The sequence below is a fragment of the Pantoea sp. 22096 genome (assembly GCF_052045955.1).
GTDB lineage: Bacteria > Pseudomonadota > Gammaproteobacteria > Enterobacterales > Enterobacteriaceae > Pantoea > Pantoea alfalfae.
Map to the genome: position 1 here is coordinate 475,069 of NZ_JBQEPW010000002.1, position 14,852 is coordinate 489,920.

The following is a 14,852-nucleotide window of genomic DNA, read 5'->3' on the forward strand; positions in this document are numbered from 1 at the left end:
CATGACCTGAGTCTGACCTGCTGCCAGCAGGTCAGGAACCGGTTCAGATAAGCTTGTCGAGCGTTATCGGCAGGTCGCGTACGCGCTTGCCGGTGGCATGGAATACCGCATTACTGATCGCTGCCGCAACGCCGACGATACCCAGTTCACCCACCGGTTTACCGCCCATCGTGGTCGCCTCAAAGTCGGGTTCGCCGACGTCGATGGTGGTAATGCTCGGGATGTCGCCATTAACCGGCACTAAGTAGTCTGCGAGGTTATTGTTGATTACCCGACCGTTACGCGGATCGATGATGCCCTCCTCCATTAGCGCCTGACCCACACCCATGATCATGCCGCCAATCCACTGGCTACGCGCCAGTTTCGGGTTATAGAGACGACCGCTGTCGAGCGCTGCCACCATCCGTTTAACCCGGATGGTACCGAAATCCTCATCGACCCGGACCTCAACAAATTGCGCACTCCAGCTGTGAGCAGAGAATTTTTCAGGACGGGTGCCGTCATTAAGATTACGCACCATCTTGTCGCGCTCACTTTCTGACATATCATCCGGGAACGTGCCGCCTTTCACCGCCAGACTCTCCGCCGGTGCCAGGCTGGCCAGTTCCGCGTATGACACGACCCGGTCGCTGCGCTGCATGTGCTGCACCCCATCGCCTTTCAGCGTGAGCTGAGACGCAGGTGTGCCTTTTAATGGCGACTGTGGTAGTTCGCTGGCCAGCTTCAGCAGCTGGTCGCGCATCCGTTTAGCGGTGTCGTCCACCGCGGCGGTTACGTTACCTGCCAGCTGCGATCCGCCCGCTACACCTGCGCGCGGCAGCTCGGTGTCACCCAGCTGCACTTCTATGGTGGTGGAGGCGACACCCAGAATATCGGCAGCGGTCTGCGCCAGGATGGTATAGGTTCCGGTGCCGATATCTGCGCCGCCGCACTGGACCACAAATTTTCCCTGCGGCGTCAGGATGATTTTCGCCTCGGCGGGCAGTTTGTTGACCGGATAAGTGCCGGAGGCCATGCCCCAGCCAATCAGTTCACGCCCTTCACGCATTGAACGCGGCGCCATGATGCGCTTGTCCCAGCCAAAAGCTTCAGCGCCTTTCTGATAGGCTTCTTTCAGACGGCGCGAACTCCACGGCAGATCGAGCTGATAATCTTTATCTGCCCAGTTACGCAGACGCAGTTCCAGCGGATCGATGTTCAGGGCATAGGCCATCTCATCCATCGCCACTTCCAGACCAAAGGCGCTAGGGTTTTCACCAGGCGCGCGCATCCAGCCTGGCGTCACGGTATTAATTGGCCTGACCTGATGCCGGGCGGAGACATTGCCTGCCGCATACATGCGGGCGGTAACTTTGCTGCAGTTCTCGGCAAAAACGTCGATGAGTGACGTTTCACTGAAGCTGCGCTGGATAATCGCCTGGATTTTACCGTCGCGCGATGCGCCCAGTTCCAGCTGCTGCGAGGTCGCCGGACGCCCGCCAAGACCGGTGAAAGTCTGCGGACGGGTCAGTGACACTTTGATTGGGCGCTTCAGTGCCCGCGAGGCGACTGTCGCCAGTGCAACGTGGGTGTAAGGCACCGGCTTAGAGCCAAATCCCCCACCGACATACGGTGAGATGATCCGCACGTTTTCCACCTCTATGCCCATCCACTCGGCAATCTCCACCTGCGCGCCGGCGACCCACTGGCTCGGCTCCCAGACGGTAATGCGACCATCCTGCCACTCCGCCACACAGGCGTGCGGCTCCATTGGCATGTTGTATTCACGCGGGGTGGTGTAACGCTGGCTCAGACGCACCTCGGCCTGCTGCATCGCCGCCTGGGCATCGCCCATATCGATATCCTGCTTCGGGAGCGGTTTAGGTTCAACGCCCTCATCGGTGGCAAAAATCAGTGCATCAGACGTTTCATACTCAATCTCCACCAGCGAGGCAGCATAGGTCGCCTGTTCAAACGTTTCGGCGACAACCAGACCAATGTTCTGACCGTTGTGAATAATCACATCGTCCTGAATCGGGGTGTAGGTTGACTGCGCCGCGCCGCCATCGGCAATCGCCGTGGGCTTGTTGATTTTCAGCGTGTTCAGATGGGTATAGACCGCCAGCACACCTGCGGCCTGCTGCGCCTTTTCCGTCGCCATACGGCTGATGCGACCGCTGGCGACGGTAGACTGGATTACCACGCCGTAAAGTGGATTTTCCGGCTGATATTCAACCGCATAACGCGCCTCACCGGTGACTTTTACTTTGCCATCGCCACGCGCGCGGGGAGCGCCCAAGCCTTCAATCTGGGTGTCTGTCGCTGAGCTGGCGTTGATCACATCCGGACGCGCTTTGTCGTTTACTTCACTCATGAGGTTTCTCCTGCTGCCATCAGCGCGCGTGCAATCACTCGTGGCGCCAGTTTTACTTTATAGGCGTTGTGGGTCAGCGCCTGCGTCTCCTGAGTAATCTGCTCTGCTGCCTGAAACACCGTCTCTTCATTAAACGGCTGGCCTTCCAGCGCCTGCTCTACCGATCGGACGCGCCAGGGTTTGGTCGCAACGCCGCCGAGCGCGATATGCACGTCACGCATCACGCCGTTTTCCAGGGTAAAGCCTGCGGCCGCGCTGGCTGCTGCAAACTCATAGGAGCTGCGGTCACGCACTTTGAGGTAGTGTGAGTGGCGGAGTGACTCGGTTTGCGGCACGTCAATGGCCACAATGATCTCGTCATCGCGCAGATCGTGCTCACGGTCAGGCGTATCACCCGGCAGCAGGAAAAAGTCATCAATTGGGATGCGACGGATGTCCCCCCGCTGATTCTGCAGAACGACGATGGCGTCAAACGCCACCAGCGCAACCGCCAGATCGCCGGGATAGACCGCAATGCAGCTGTCGCTGGCACCCAGAATCGCATGATTGCTGTTAACGCCATCCCGTGCGGCGCAGCCGGAACCGGGATTGCGTTTGTTGCAGGCCGGGAACGTTGCCGGGTCACGGTAGTAGTTACATCGGGTGCGCTGACGTAAATTTCCACCCAGCGACGCCATATTACGAATCTGCGGGGATGCAGCCTGCCACAGGCTGCCATAGATGGCAGGCGCATTCTGCTGGCAGGCGGGATGGTCGGCCAATTGGCTCATGGTCACCAGTGCACCGGCAGTGATTTTTTCGTCGTCAAATTGCAGGTTTTTCAGCGCCGTTATCCCGCTGATGCCGATTAACTGCGGTGGCGTGAAGACCCCACACTTCATCAGATCGAGCTGTGTGGTGCCGCCCGCCAGCAACTGGCTACCGGATTGCTGTTTCAGGGCTGCGGCTTCCTGGGGAGACTGCGCAACTTTCCAGCTGAATTCATTCATGCGGACTCCTTCGCCATCTCAGCAGCGGCCTGTTTAATCGCATCGACAATGTGTGGATAAGCACCGCAACGGCAGAGGTTGCCGCTCATATATTCACGGATCTCATCGTCCGAACCGGCATGGCCCTCTTTGATGCAGGCGACGGCGGACATGATCTGACCCGGCGTGCAGTAGCCACACTGGAAGGCATCATTCTCCATAAAGCAGCGCTGCACCGGATGCAGGTCACCGTCAGTGGAGGCCAGCCCTTCAATGCTGGTGACGTCAGCACCATCCGCCTGGGCCGCCAGCGTCAGGCAGCTCAGCACCCGCTGACCATTAATCAGTACGGTGCAGGCACCGCACTGTCCCTGATCGCACCCTTTTTTGGTGCCGGTCAGATTAAGATGCTCACGCAGTGCGTCGAGCAATGTGACCCGTGAATCGACCTGCATCTGTTGCGACTGACCATTAACCTGCATTGTTAGCGATATTTTTTCCGACATTGTCTGCTTCCCATTGTTGGGGGCCAAAAGATGGTTTTTTTATAGGTTTAGTTCTGACGGGAGTTAAATCGGGGAAAATCGTGATAACCCTAATCTTTACGCGCGTATCTGTGTCTTAAGGTTTAGCAGCTTTTTAGCAATCTGGCAGGCATGTCGGGAAAAAGTCAGCGTTTTCCGAGGCAAAAAGGAAAGCAAATCGCTGTATAATGTTTATTATAGCGAATTCATATTATTGAATTTAAAAGATATATTTCTGGAGTTTTCCAGCCTGTCTCGCTTACAGGATTGATGCAGCCACCTCACTAATTTTTCCGCAAATTGTAGCCCTGACATCATCCGCCAGTCGCAGTGGCAGAGCTGATAGCAGGCGGAATGAAAAGGCTGATCACCTGATGGCGCCAGCTCTGACAGAAGAACTGGCGCGTTCAGGTGTGCTTAATCAGACACGTTTCAGATGAGGAGTCTGGTCAGAAAGGTGGCCCCTGGCGGATTCATACGCCCGTCTTTTCTAAAGGCTATCCATATCCTCTGCGAAAGTGGCAGAAATGCTCAAACCCTTCCCTGGTCAGCGATACTGGCCGATTACATATCATGTCTTCAGTGTGACGATGTTACAGCGATAGTTGAATCATGATTAGCTGCCGCCTATAAGATGCTGACAACGATTTCTGGCGTCCCAGTTATTCTGAGGTAGCGTTTTGAAATCAGACGCAATTCTGGCCGGGTCTGAATTAACAGTAATGGTATAATCCGACGAAATCTCCCGGGGACCATATTTAGTATCAAGAAAATAGCGTTTGCCTGGTTGTGGAATAAATGGAACCCATTGTGAGAGCAAATAGCTTTCCGGGAATTTCGTTTTTTTTCCGTGTGCGTCGTAATGGCTCATTATCGTGTTGAGCTGCTGAAAAGCCATGAGCCTGCCAGGCTTGACCTTTGCGGTCATAACGTGCCCTGCGGAGGGGATAAGATTTGATTCCAGCTGATGGCGATCAACCCTGTCATAACAGGTGCCTTTCTTCTCATAGACCGAAAGATAAAATGTACCCACAAATCCCTCTGGATTGATGGCCACCACCGTTGCTGCATCTTGACCTTCGTAATCTGTGTAATTAAGGGGTAACAGCGTGGAACAGCCAGTGAGGAAAATAACGGTGAAAAACGTAGCAATTTTCATAACTTTCGGGATGACCGGCATTTTTTTCTCTTCCTAAGATGCGTTATGCTGGACGCTATCAGCAAACGGGAATGACATTTAACGATATTTATCTGCTTAATAAGATTTGTAATTACTTTTAAAAAAGGCAGAACTGCCGGGCTGAATATTATTTAAAAAATTTATAGTATTGATTTAATTATGAATTTATATACAGATGTAGCATTGATATTTTTTTGCTAACACTATCAAAAAGCCCCAAAGGGGCTTAACGTTACATAATCATCTGGCGTACAGGATCGAATCAGAAGCGATATTGCAGACCGGCTGTAATGGTATAGTTTTTATTCGATATACCAGCCGCATCTCCACCAATGGATGCTGATTCACCGGAGACTCTGTCAATAATCTGAGTGCTGCCTTTGCCTTCTTCATATTTGCTGTAAGTGAATTCGGCAAATACTTTGGCATTTGGCGTTACATAATAGCCAGCGTCTACTGATGTTCCGTAGTACCGCGAATTAGTCGCTTTCTCACGGAAGGTAAGATCGCGCATGTAATGCTCGTCATTATCGTGTGCCCGCACCCAGTCACTGAATTTAAATAAGGCGTTAAATTCAAAGTCGTTTATACGATACTGGCCCGCAAGACCAATATACGGCATGGAAAAACGCTGGCTATAGCCAATACCGCGCTCGCCTCTTGGGAAATCACCCGTAGAAGCGCCGTTATCGTAATTATATGAACCGCCAAAAGCTGTCCAGCTTAAACGGGTTTCCTGATAACCAGCTGTCAGTCCGGCTTTATAGTTATCGCCCTGTAATGCCCAGCCTTTTACATTGAGATCGTATTCATTGGCGTAATTAACATCTGTGCGGGGATGGGATGAATGGTCCGTCCAGTCAGACTGGTTGTCATCGAGCCAGTCATAGTCATCCATGTGACCCGAACCAGAAGCCAGTGAAGTCCAGCCTCGCGCATTCAGCGTCAGAAATGAGTATGCATCCCAGGATAACTCGCCTTTGAGAATAGCAACATTCTTTATTTTCCAGTCCAGCTGACTGACTTTGCGGCCTGTTTCGGTGTCGTAAACCATCTCATGAGATTTGCCACTCAGCATCCCGGCTGACGTCGACACAGTAAAGCTTTCCGGAGAAAAATTCGGTGAAAATCGACCTGCATCTGCACAGGCTCCGCCTGACAGAGTAGCCATCATCATCACTGCAACGGTGCTTTTTTTCATTTCAGTTCCATATCCATAAAGGTAATCCCTGTACAGCAGCGCCATTCTTTTCGTAGCACGGCTGCTGCGCTTCTATACTCACCTGCGGGGTACAAGCCCCGGAACACTGGCGAAAGCCTGCGCGGCGGCTCATGCGAAGCCGCGGGTTTCTTACCCCTTTTCGCTCGCAGCTTTGAACCGTTAAGGCAAATTCCTTAATCGGCTGCTTTCTGAAAAACATTAATTATTTTTGTTATTTCACTGTGCGTCATTCACCAGCCCCTCTTTTGGCCAGTCAGAAATTTGTTTTCAGGCGAGCAACTGCTGCGGCTGGCAAATATCCGCTTTATGGGAAAAAGACCAATGAGACGATGACGACAATAAGGAGAGATGTTTTCTGAAGTGAGGTTTGTAACACCACGCCGCACAGGGCACATCACAGGTGCTGTTTTGCATTCTGCAAGGTCTGCGGCTGGTCGAAGCTTCTATGCGCAATAGCTTAACCAGTAGTGCCGCGAAGTACAGGCAGGTTTGCTCAGGCCTTACCACTGAGCGCAGCATTCACAATGCTGTCATCTGCCCTTCCACCCGAGGTAATCAAAAAGGTTAGCGCGATAGTTGGATTTTTTCAGCGTTCCAGCTCAGGCTGCGGCACTCTTTTTCAGGCGCAAGCCTGGCGGTAAAGCGCATCAGGGCGGCATGGCTGAATTCAGGCGGGATTAGGCGGCAACAGGGGGTATCTTTACTCTCCCCCTGTTCCCTTTCATGCTCTTTTTTCTGTAGTCAGAAAGTGAAAAAAACGAATGTTGTCTTAGCGAGGAGTGACAGACAGGTGCCTGTCACCCATCCTTATCTGCCGGAAAAGCAGAGCATCGGAGATGTGGATACTGCAGCGCCTTCAACAGACAAACGCTATCGCCAGAGGTCGTCACACCTGAAACGCGGCTACCATGCCCCGCAGCGCGTGAGCCTGTTCAGAGAGCGACTGTGAGGCTGAAGACGATTCTTCCACCAGCGCAGCGTTATTCTGCGTCACGCTGTCCATCTGCGTCACGGCGACACTGACCTGAGATATGCCCTGCATCTGCTCTGATGAGGCAAGGGAAATCGTATCCATCGACACAGCCAGTTCATTCACCATGCCAACAATTTGCATAATGCTGTCGCCGGTTGACGAGGCGACTGTAACGCCGCTTTCCACCTGGGTTACCGCTTCTTCGATAAGCAACTTTATATCCCGTGCGGCGGAGGCACTGCGCTGCGCCAGCGTCCTGACCTCACCCGCTACAACAGCAAAGCCGCGTCCTTCTTCTCCTGCACGAGCCGCCTCAACGGCTGCATTCAGCGCCAGGATGTTGGTCTGAAACGCAATACTTTCAATCACAGAGGTGATGTCCCGGACTTTAGTCGCGCTCATTGATATGGCTTGCATAGTCTCTGCCATACGTTTGACATCTGCTTCCCCGGCGCGGGTAAGGCGCGCGGTTTCACGGGCTGAGTTGGCGGTCTGATGCGCCCCGCTTGCATTGTTTTTTACGGTAGCGGTGAGCTGTTCCATGCTTGCCGCCGTTTCCTGCAGGGCGGCAGCCTGCTGTTCGGTTCGGGAGGAGAGTTCTGTATTACCCTGTGAGATTTCATCTGCGGCCAGTGCAACGGATGCAGATGTATCTCTGATATTTGCCACCATACTGCGCAGGTTGGCCTGCATAACATCCAGCGAGGCCAGCAGGCTGGAGGTATCGTTATGTCGTAACAGGACAGGCGATGTCAGATTACCCGACGCAATCGCCGCGGCCAGCGCCTGTGCCTGCGCGGGCTCACCGCCCAGCTGGCGCATGAGCGTCCGAATGATGGAGTAACAGGCTGCGATAGCGATGAGGAAAGAAATCAACACCATCACCGACATCAGCATAGCCGTTTGCGCAGCGGCTTCCCTGGCATCCAGAACGGTTTTCCTGCTTACCTGCATCTGAATAGTTGAAAGCCGATCAAGGGCATTCAGCATTGTTCGCTGTCCTGGCCTTACGGTTTTTAGCAGGTAATCAACGGTTTCAGACTGAGGTGCCGCCATCGCTTTCCTGCCCGCCGTCATAAGCAGGCTAAGTGCGGATTCATCCGTGGAGGTCAGATTTTCCAGCGCACTTTTACCTTCCTCTGAGACGTTTTGCGACATACTGGCAGTGAGTTTGTCCCTGTTCTGAATGTAGATGGCTTTCTGAGCGACCATCCTGTCCCATTCAGGCTGTCTGTCATTCTGTTCATTCAGTAATGCAATATTCCTGACTGCGATCGCCATATCTCTGGCCGCATTTCGCATGTTCTGAATCAGTTCATAGCGGTAAATTTTATTATTTACAGCGTTTTCCATATCGTCCCTTGCCTGCCAGAGTGCATGGAGTGCCGTCCCGGTGCAGAGAAGAAAAAGGATGATTAGCAGGCTATACCCTGCGACAAGACGCGTGGCTATTTTCATATTATTTTCCGTTATACTTTTGAGATTGCTATGTTGCTCTGGTGTTAAGAAATGAGGTTGAATAAAAAAATCATTAAAACTTTTTCTGGTTGCGCCTTCAATAACGGCGCGACAGAAAATATATATAGACGATGGGAGAGGAAACTAAGAAATCAGAAAGAGAGAAACACGCATGGAAAAATACAACCCATTGATAATTATCAATTAAAACAATAACTATCAGCAGATTAATTAGTGTTAAAAATCATTTCACGCTACAAATTATTTCTAAGTGTATTTTTTGTTCAACGCGATTGAATGGATTGCCGGAATCATACCTTTCTAAGGAAGTGCGCTACTTTAGTTTTTCGCATAATTATCTAAATCGGTGCTGATACCACCATTAATAATTATTGAGTGATTAAATTATCCGCTCCGGGCACAGAGCGGATATCACTGCCAGACCCGACAAGATGAATCATTCGCCGTTTAAAACGTCAACGTTCAGGCATGAGAATAAGCCTGATTAGACGCCAGCCACTCTGAAATCTGAATTTCACCACGCCGTATTATTGCATCAGGATTGTTTATCACCGCAGACGCTCTTGTCGTTATAACGATGTTTCAACCTTTCCAGCTGCCGGGTTTTCCGCCCCGCAATGACCATCGCGACAATAAATACCACTGCAAACAACACCACGATCGTCGGCGCAGGCGCACTGTCGATAAAGAACGAAAGATAAACGCCGCTCAGTGACACGATCACCGCTACAACAACCGCCGCCAGCAGCGCATGTGAAAAACGACGGGTGATCAGCACCGCGATTGCGCCGGGCGCGATTAGCAGGGAGATTGACAGGATGATCCCCACCGCCTTTAGCGTCGCTACAATTGTCAGCGAGACCATGCAGAGCAGCCCGTAATGCAGCAGACGGGCGGGTAAGCCAGAGACCTGCGCCTGCTGAGGGTCGAAGCTGAACAACATAAAATCACGCCACTTCACGACAATCACCATAACGATGATCAACGCGATAATCGCGGTCTGAATGATATCTGCGCCGGTTATGCCAAGCATGTCACCAAACAGAATATGATCGAGGTGCACTTCGGGTTTCACGGCGATGTAGAGGATTAGCCCCACCGCAAACATGCCGGAGAAGACAATGCCCAGCACGGTGTCCTGCTTAATACGGCTGTTGTCCTGCAGAAATCCACTGGCAACGGCACAGAACAGCCCTGCAACAAACGCGCCCACCGCCAGCGGCAGTCCTGCCATCCACGCGAGCACGATGCCAGGGAATACCGCATGGCTCATGGCATCGCCCATCAGCGCCCAGCCTTTCAGCACCAGAAACACCGACAGCAGCGCACAGGGGATCGCTACGACAAACGCGATAAGCAAAGCGCTATTCATAAATGCAAACTGGAAGGGTTCAAGGATCCACATCAGACAGGCTCCCTTTTGGGTTGCTGGCGGCCACGACGCCGGTTAGCCAGCAGACCATGTTTCGGCGCAAAGACAAACGCCAGCAGGAACAGCAATGTCTGCGCGACCACGATGATGCCGCCCGTAGCGCCATCCAGGTAGTAACTCGCCCAGGCACCAAGAAAACTGGTGATGCTGCCAATCGCGACAGCAATCATCAGCAGACGTGGAAAGCGATCGGTGAGCAGCCAGGCGGTTGCGCCGGGCGTCACCACCAGACAGATCACCAGAAAGGCGCCAACAGTTTGCAGCGCCGCCACGGTTGAAACTGCGAGCAGAGTAAAGAAGAGGATTTTCAGTCGTTCAGGGCGCAGACCAATGGCGCGCGCGTGGTTCTCATCAAAGAAGGTGACCATCAGATCTTTCCACTTAAACAGCAGAATGATAATCGACAGCCCGCCAATCAGCGCCAGCTGGAGAATATCGGCTGGCGCAATCGCCAGTATGTTGCCCAGCACAATGGTCTGTATGTTCACGGCTGTCGGATTGAGCGACACCATAAACAGACCCAGACCAAAGAAAGAGGAAAATATCAGACCAATAATCGCATCTTCTTTTAAACGTGTGCGCTGATTAAGTAACAGCATACTGCCCGCTGCCAGCCCGCCGGAGAGAAATGCTCCCAGTGCAAACGGCAGTCCCAGCATATAAGCGCCCGCGACGCCAGGAACAATAGAGTGTGAAAGCGCGTCACCTATCAGCGACCAGCCCTTGAGCATCAGATAGCAGGAGAGAAACGCGCAGAGTCCGCCTACCATCGCGGATACCCACATCGCGTTAAGCATGTAGTGATAACCAAAAGGTTCCAGTAACAGCGCCATGTTCAGCTCCCCTCTTCCCGTGCGGCATGAGGTGCGATAAAGGGGCGTTCATCATCGGTGATGATCTGATCGTCCAGCCCCTTCACCATCACATGACGCAATACCCCGCTGAACGCGCGCTCAAGATTAGCGGTAGTAAACGTAGTCCGGGTTGGGCCGCTGGCCAGAACCGTGCCTTTTATCATTACCGTGTAATCACAGAACGCCGTGACCGATCCCAGATTATGGGTGGAGACCAGCATGGTTTTACCTTCATCGCGCAATTCCCCCAGCAGGCTGATGATTCTGGCCTCGGTCTGAACATCCACGCCAGTAAACGGCTCGTCCAGCAGGATCACGCTGCCCTGCTGCGCAATCGCGCGTGCCAGAAATACCCTTTTCTTCTGCCCGCCAGAGAGTTCGCCAATCTGACGATGGCGATAATCCAGCATATCGACCCGCGCCAGCGCCTCACTGACTATCTGCTGGTCATGCAACTTTGGCCGCCGCAGCAGCCCCATATGCCCGTAGCGCCCCATCATCACCACATCTTCCACCAGCACCGGAAACGACCAGTCCACCTCTTCCGACTGCGGCACGTAGGCGACAAGACTCTGGCGCAGCGCCTGGCGGGTTGGCATCCCCAGCACCGAGATGCTGCCGCTGGCGAGCCGCACAAATCCCATCAGCGCTTTAAACAGGGTTGACTTGCCGGAGCCATTAACGCCCACCAGCGCGGCGATCGATCCGCCCGGCACGCTGAAGCTGGCATCATGCAGTGCAGTATGTCCGTTGCGATAAGTTACCGTGACGCCTGAAACCACAATGGTGTCTGTCATTGCACTTTCTCTCCCGCTTTAATGCCCTGCACCAGTGTCTTCGTGGTGACTTTGAGCAGATCGAGGTAAGTTGGCACCGGTCCCTGCGCGTTACTTAAGGAGTCGACGTAAAGCACACCACCGTAATGGGCACCGGTTTCCCGCGCGACCTGGCGGGCGGGCTTATCTGACACGGTGCTTTCACTGAACACCGCCGGAATGGCATTTTTCTTCACCTGGTCAATCACTCTTCTCACCTGATGCGGCGTACCCTGCTGGTCAGCATTGATCGGCCACAGGTAGAGCTCTTTCATGCCCAGGTCACGCGCCAGATAGGAGAACGCACCCTCACTGGTCACCATCCAGCGTTTCTGCTCGGGAATAGCGGCAATCTGCTGGCGCAGCGGATCCAGTGCAGCGGTAATTTTTTGCTTATAGGCGGCAGCGTTCTGACGGTAGGTCTCTGCGTTGACCGGGTCATATTTCACCAGCGCATCGCGGATGTTATCAACATAGATCAGCGCATTGTCCGGTGACATCCAGGCATGCGGATTTGGTTTACCGTTATAAGGCCCTTCGCCAATACCCATCGGCGTGACACCAGCTGAAACGACCACTTCCGGGACGCCGTCCAGATGCTGATAAAAGCGCTGAAACCAGCGTTCGAGATTAAGCCCGTTCGCCATAATCAACTGCGCACCCTGCGCCCGCCTGATGTCGCCGGGAGTGGGCTGATATTCGTGTATTTCAGCACCGGGCTTAGTAATAGAGGTGACCTCCGCAGCATCGCCAGCCACGTTCTCAGCCATGTCAGCTATCACCGTAAACGTGGTGACTATCTTAAATTTTTCTGCTGCATAGCTGCTGCTCACCATCAGGGTTGAGAGCAGCGCACTCAGTAACAGCGTGGTGATCTTTTTTATCGGGACCATTAGGCGGGCTCCAGAGGTGATTAAAAACAGAACATAATTAGCATAGGCTATTTTTTATAGCACAGGCTATACCTCTCGACCAGCAGTGAGATGTGAAGTTTCTTCAGCATTCAGGTTCAGGTGTCAGCTTTTGTAAAGCAGATCGGTTAGTCTCTGATATAAATAGGAATATTTTTGATAATGCGTGGCATTCAGCAGGCTTATAGTTTCGGGACGGGCGGATTTCTCTTCTGCCTGATTCCGTGCCACAAAATGAGAAAAGAGGTAATGGCATAGAAAAAGCGTTCAACTACGCTTTGCCATTCACAAAATGAAGTCGCATTACCGGATGACATGCTCGCAACAGACGCAGCAATTCCACAATTAAAATAATCTAATTGATAGGCCGAATTGATTAAGCCTGATGAATTTTTTTGCTACAGTTAATATTACTTACCGCAATCACCCAGGAGGATATTTTGTATTTTTCCAGCGACGAAAAAGCGAATGTCATCATTGGCGAAGCCGCAATGAACCTGTTTAATGCTGGTCAGGAAGTGAACGTTGAACTGCTGATTCAAGAACTCCAGGTAATGGCTGACTCAGAAGTGAATGAGTATCGCCTTGAGCAGATGCAAACTGCGCGTCAATGGCTGACGGGATTCAAAACGATTGGTTCACGCACTACCCGTCCGGCAAACTGGTTATCCAGAAATGCGGGTATCGAACCGGCTATCAGCGCCTCTGCTGATGACATCTTCTTTAAGCATTAACACTCTTTCTTACCTTCTGCCGGCCTGAACAATCAGGTCGGAACACCAGAGGGCTTGTTCCTGTACAAGAATATGGTACAATTTTCACTTCTTCACCACCTCCTCGTAACACCCTGTTTTTAAAGAAATAGCACTTTTTGCACAAAAAAAATCATTCCAAAAATCCAAAATCCTGTACAAGTTTTAAAAAGATGTATAACTTGCGCATCAGGAATGCTATACATTTTCACCATCTGAGGAAATCATCATGCGTCAGAACGGACAAGGCCCGGAAACGATCAGCGATATTGCCCGTTACTTCAATCAGGCCAGCTCACCTTCGCAACAGGAAACATTGGGTTCGGTTGTAGTCGAAATTCTGCGCGCAGGTCATAGCCTCAGCCGTAAAGCAATTTGCAGTAAATTATTGAGCCGCCTTGAACTGGCTGCGACGCCAGAAGAAGAGAGCCATTTGCATGAATTAATCGCGATGCTCTTTCGTCGCGAAGATTAATACCCGCTTACGGCTTCAGATATTTCTATCGTCGCCTGCTCTTAGCCAACATTCAGGAAGATTTACCCATAGGACCGAAGCCCAGTACTGCTTAGCCGTATCTGGTGCAATAAGTTGCACCCGCTGACGTATACGGACCCGCAGCATGGCCATTGATTCGTAATCAGAGAAGCCAGTATGTACAGAAGTGAAGATGAGAAACTGACAGATGTCATGATCGGCGAAGCCGTCCTGACATTACTTAAGTCAGACAAACCGGTGTCGAGTAACGCCTTAATCGCGCAGCTTGAACTCATGGCTGCTAATGCCGATGACGACACTAAAGTGTCTGTGATTCGCAAAGCTATCACTGAAGTTCGAAACGGTATGGTTACCGCGCGTAAACGTGTGCAGGGCGACGGTGCTGAACGTGATAAGACCACGCATCGTATGAACAGCGATGGCCCACCTGATGGGTCTAAAAAGCACTGATAAAGGGTATTGTGTGCCTGATACACACGGCTAGCGATAAGCGAAGCGGCAGCCTTTAAGCGAAATTTTTATTGGCTGGCTGGGCAAAACGAATACAGCGTCTACACTCGTTTTGTTTTCACCCATTGCGTATAACGAATTTTCCTCAGAGAAAGAAAAATCATGCAACACTCTTCATCAGATTTATCCATTATTGACTATTTTCGTAGTGAAGGCGATTTGCTGGCACCGGAAACCGAACTGCTGGGCGCAGTGATTCGTGACATTGTGGCTGATCAGGGACGTGTGACCAACAAAGCGATAATTCTTTATCTGATTGCCGAACTGGAATGTACTTCCGACGTTATCAGACTGGATGTGTTGCGCAGAACGCTGGAAATTGTGGTTGGCCGTACACCTGACGATACTGATATCTGATTACCTGTCCTGCGTTGTCGGCGATA

Annotated in this window: 14 protein-coding genes; 4 read left to right on the forward strand and 10 right to left on the reverse strand. The window is 52.0% G+C overall.

Features of this window, described 5'->3' with window-relative positions:
- Nucleotides 1-43 precede the first annotated feature (43 nt).
- From ACTJKZ_RS12445 to ACTJKZ_RS12490, 10 genes are all read right to left on the reverse strand, one after another.
- Nucleotides 44-2,353 (reverse strand): xanthine dehydrogenase family protein molybdopterin-binding subunit, encoded by a 2,310-nt coding sequence (locus tag ACTJKZ_RS12445; protein WP_440829663.1) that lies wholly within the window; start codon nucleotides 2,351-2,353, stop codon nucleotides 44-46.
- The gene (locus ACTJKZ_RS12450) at nucleotides 2,350-3,342 is read right to left on the reverse strand and encodes an FAD binding domain-containing protein (protein ID WP_260058643.1); all 993 of its coding nucleotides are present in this window, start codon (nucleotides 3,340-3,342) and stop codon (nucleotides 2,350-2,352) included. The genes ACTJKZ_RS12445 and ACTJKZ_RS12450 overlap by 4 nt, the downstream gene beginning before the upstream one ends.
- Nucleotides 3,339-3,803, reverse strand: a complete 465-nt coding sequence (locus ACTJKZ_RS12455; RefSeq protein ID WP_161735753.1) for a (2Fe-2S)-binding protein — start codon at nucleotides 3,801-3,803, stop codon at nucleotides 3,339-3,341. Before ACTJKZ_RS12455 ends, ACTJKZ_RS12450 begins: the two co-directional genes overlap by 4 nt.
- 658 nt (nucleotides 3,804-4,461) lie before the next feature.
- The gene (locus ACTJKZ_RS12460; protein WP_222925602.1) at nucleotides 4,462-5,025 is read right to left on the reverse strand and encodes a hypothetical protein; all 564 of its coding nucleotides are present in this window, start codon (nucleotides 5,023-5,025) and stop codon (nucleotides 4,462-4,464) included.
- A gap of 262 nt (nucleotides 5,026-5,287) precedes the next feature.
- The gene (locus ACTJKZ_RS12465; protein WP_161736754.1) at nucleotides 5,288-6,226 is read right to left on the reverse strand and encodes an omptin family outer membrane protease; all 939 of its coding nucleotides are present in this window, start codon (nucleotides 6,224-6,226) and stop codon (nucleotides 5,288-5,290) included.
- 907 nt (nucleotides 6,227-7,133) lie between these two features.
- Entirely contained in the window at nucleotides 7,134-8,678 is a 1,545-nt protein-coding gene (locus ACTJKZ_RS12470; protein WP_253417979.1) for a methyl-accepting chemotaxis protein, read from the reverse strand.
- A gap of 556 nt (nucleotides 8,679-9,234) precedes the next feature.
- The gene (locus ACTJKZ_RS12475) at nucleotides 9,235-10,104 is read right to left on the reverse strand and encodes a metal ABC transporter permease (RefSeq protein WP_440829664.1); all 870 of its coding nucleotides are present in this window, start codon (nucleotides 10,102-10,104) and stop codon (nucleotides 9,235-9,237) included.
- Nucleotides 10,104-10,964, reverse strand: coding sequence for an iron/manganese ABC transporter permease subunit SitC (sitC, locus tag ACTJKZ_RS12480; RefSeq protein ID WP_161736757.1), 861 nt, complete (start codon nucleotides 10,962-10,964; stop codon nucleotides 10,104-10,106). Before sitC ends, ACTJKZ_RS12475 begins: the two co-directional genes overlap by 1 nt.
- 2 nt (nucleotides 10,965-10,966) lie before the next feature.
- Nucleotides 10,967-11,782, reverse strand: coding sequence for a manganese/iron ABC transporter ATP-binding protein (locus ACTJKZ_RS12485; protein WP_161736758.1), 816 nt, complete (start codon nucleotides 11,780-11,782; stop codon nucleotides 10,967-10,969).
- Nucleotides 11,779-12,693, reverse strand: coding sequence for a metal ABC transporter substrate-binding protein (locus ACTJKZ_RS12490; RefSeq protein WP_440829665.1), 915 nt, complete (start codon nucleotides 12,691-12,693; stop codon nucleotides 11,779-11,781). Before ACTJKZ_RS12490 ends, ACTJKZ_RS12485 begins: the two co-directional genes overlap by 4 nt.
- Nucleotides 12,694-13,151: 458 nt before the next feature.
- On the opposite strand from ACTJKZ_RS12490, the gene ACTJKZ_RS12495 reads away from it, so the two are divergent.
- From ACTJKZ_RS12495 to ACTJKZ_RS12510, 4 genes are all read left to right on the forward strand, one after another.
- On the forward strand, nucleotides 13,152-13,445 hold the full coding sequence (locus tag ACTJKZ_RS12495) for a hypothetical protein (protein ID WP_161736760.1): 294 nt from the start codon (nucleotides 13,152-13,154) through the stop codon (nucleotides 13,443-13,445).
- 247 nt (nucleotides 13,446-13,692) lie between these two features.
- Complete coding sequence (ycgZ, locus tag ACTJKZ_RS12500; protein ID WP_033735314.1) at nucleotides 13,693-13,938, forward strand: regulatory protein YcgZ; 246 nt, start codon at nucleotides 13,693-13,695, stop codon at nucleotides 13,936-13,938.
- Between the two features lie 177 nt (nucleotides 13,939-14,115).
- Nucleotides 14,116-14,409: a hypothetical protein gene (locus ACTJKZ_RS12505; protein ID WP_150011759.1), complete on the forward strand. Its 294-nt coding sequence runs from the start codon at nucleotides 14,116-14,118 to the stop codon at nucleotides 14,407-14,409.
- Nucleotides 14,410-14,571: 162 nt separating this feature from the next.
- A complete protein-coding gene (locus tag ACTJKZ_RS12510) occupies nucleotides 14,572-14,826 on the forward strand; it encodes a biofilm/acid-resistance regulator YmgB/AriR (protein ID WP_061060655.1) in 255 nt (84 codons plus the stop codon).
- Nucleotides 14,827-14,852: the final 26 nt, after the last annotated feature.

Bases quoted from the DNA above. Each gene is read 5' to 3' on its own strand.
- ACTJKZ_RS12445 (WP_440829663.1), bottom strand. From the start codon at position 2,353: ATGAGTGAAGTAAACGACAAAGCGCGTCCGGATGTGATCAACGCCAGC.
- ACTJKZ_RS12450 (WP_260058643.1), bottom strand. From the start codon at position 3,342: ATGAATGAATTCAGCTGGAAAGTTGCGCAGTCTCCCCAGGAAGCCGCA.
- ACTJKZ_RS12455 (WP_161735753.1), bottom strand. From the start codon at position 3,803: ATGCAGGTTAATGGTCAGTCGCAACAGATGCAGGTCGATTCACGGGTC.
- ACTJKZ_RS12460 (WP_222925602.1), bottom strand. From the start codon at position 5,025: ATGCCGGTCATCCCGAAAGTTATGAAAATTGCTACGTTTTTCACCGTT.
- ACTJKZ_RS12465 (WP_161736754.1), bottom strand. From the start codon at position 6,226: ATGAAAAAAAGCACCGTTGCAGTGATGATGATGGCTACTCTGTCAGGC.
- ACTJKZ_RS12470 (WP_253417979.1), bottom strand. From the start codon at position 8,678: ATGAAAATAGCCACGCGTCTTGTCGCAGGGTATAGCCTGCTAATCATC.
- ACTJKZ_RS12475 (WP_440829664.1), bottom strand. From the start codon at position 10,104: ATGTGGATCCTTGAACCCTTCCAGTTTGCATTTATGAATAGCGCTTTG.
- sitC (WP_161736757.1), bottom strand. From the start codon at position 10,964: ATGGCGCTGTTACTGGAACCTTTTGGTTATCACTACATGCTTAACGCG.
- ACTJKZ_RS12485 (WP_161736758.1), bottom strand. From the start codon at position 11,782: ATGACAGACACCATTGTGGTTTCAGGCGTCACGGTAACTTATCGCAAC.
- ACTJKZ_RS12490 (WP_440829665.1), bottom strand. From the start codon at position 12,693: ATGGTCCCGATAAAAAAGATCACCACGCTGTTACTGAGTGCGCTGCTC.
- ycgZ (WP_033735314.1), top strand. From the start codon at position 13,693: ATGCGTCAGAACGGACAAGGCCCGGAAACGATCAGCGATATTGCCCGT.
- ACTJKZ_RS12505 (WP_150011759.1), top strand. From the start codon at position 14,116: ATGTACAGAAGTGAAGATGAGAAACTGACAGATGTCATGATCGGCGAA.
- ACTJKZ_RS12510 (WP_061060655.1), top strand. From the start codon at position 14,572: ATGCAACACTCTTCATCAGATTTATCCATTATTGACTATTTTCGTAGT.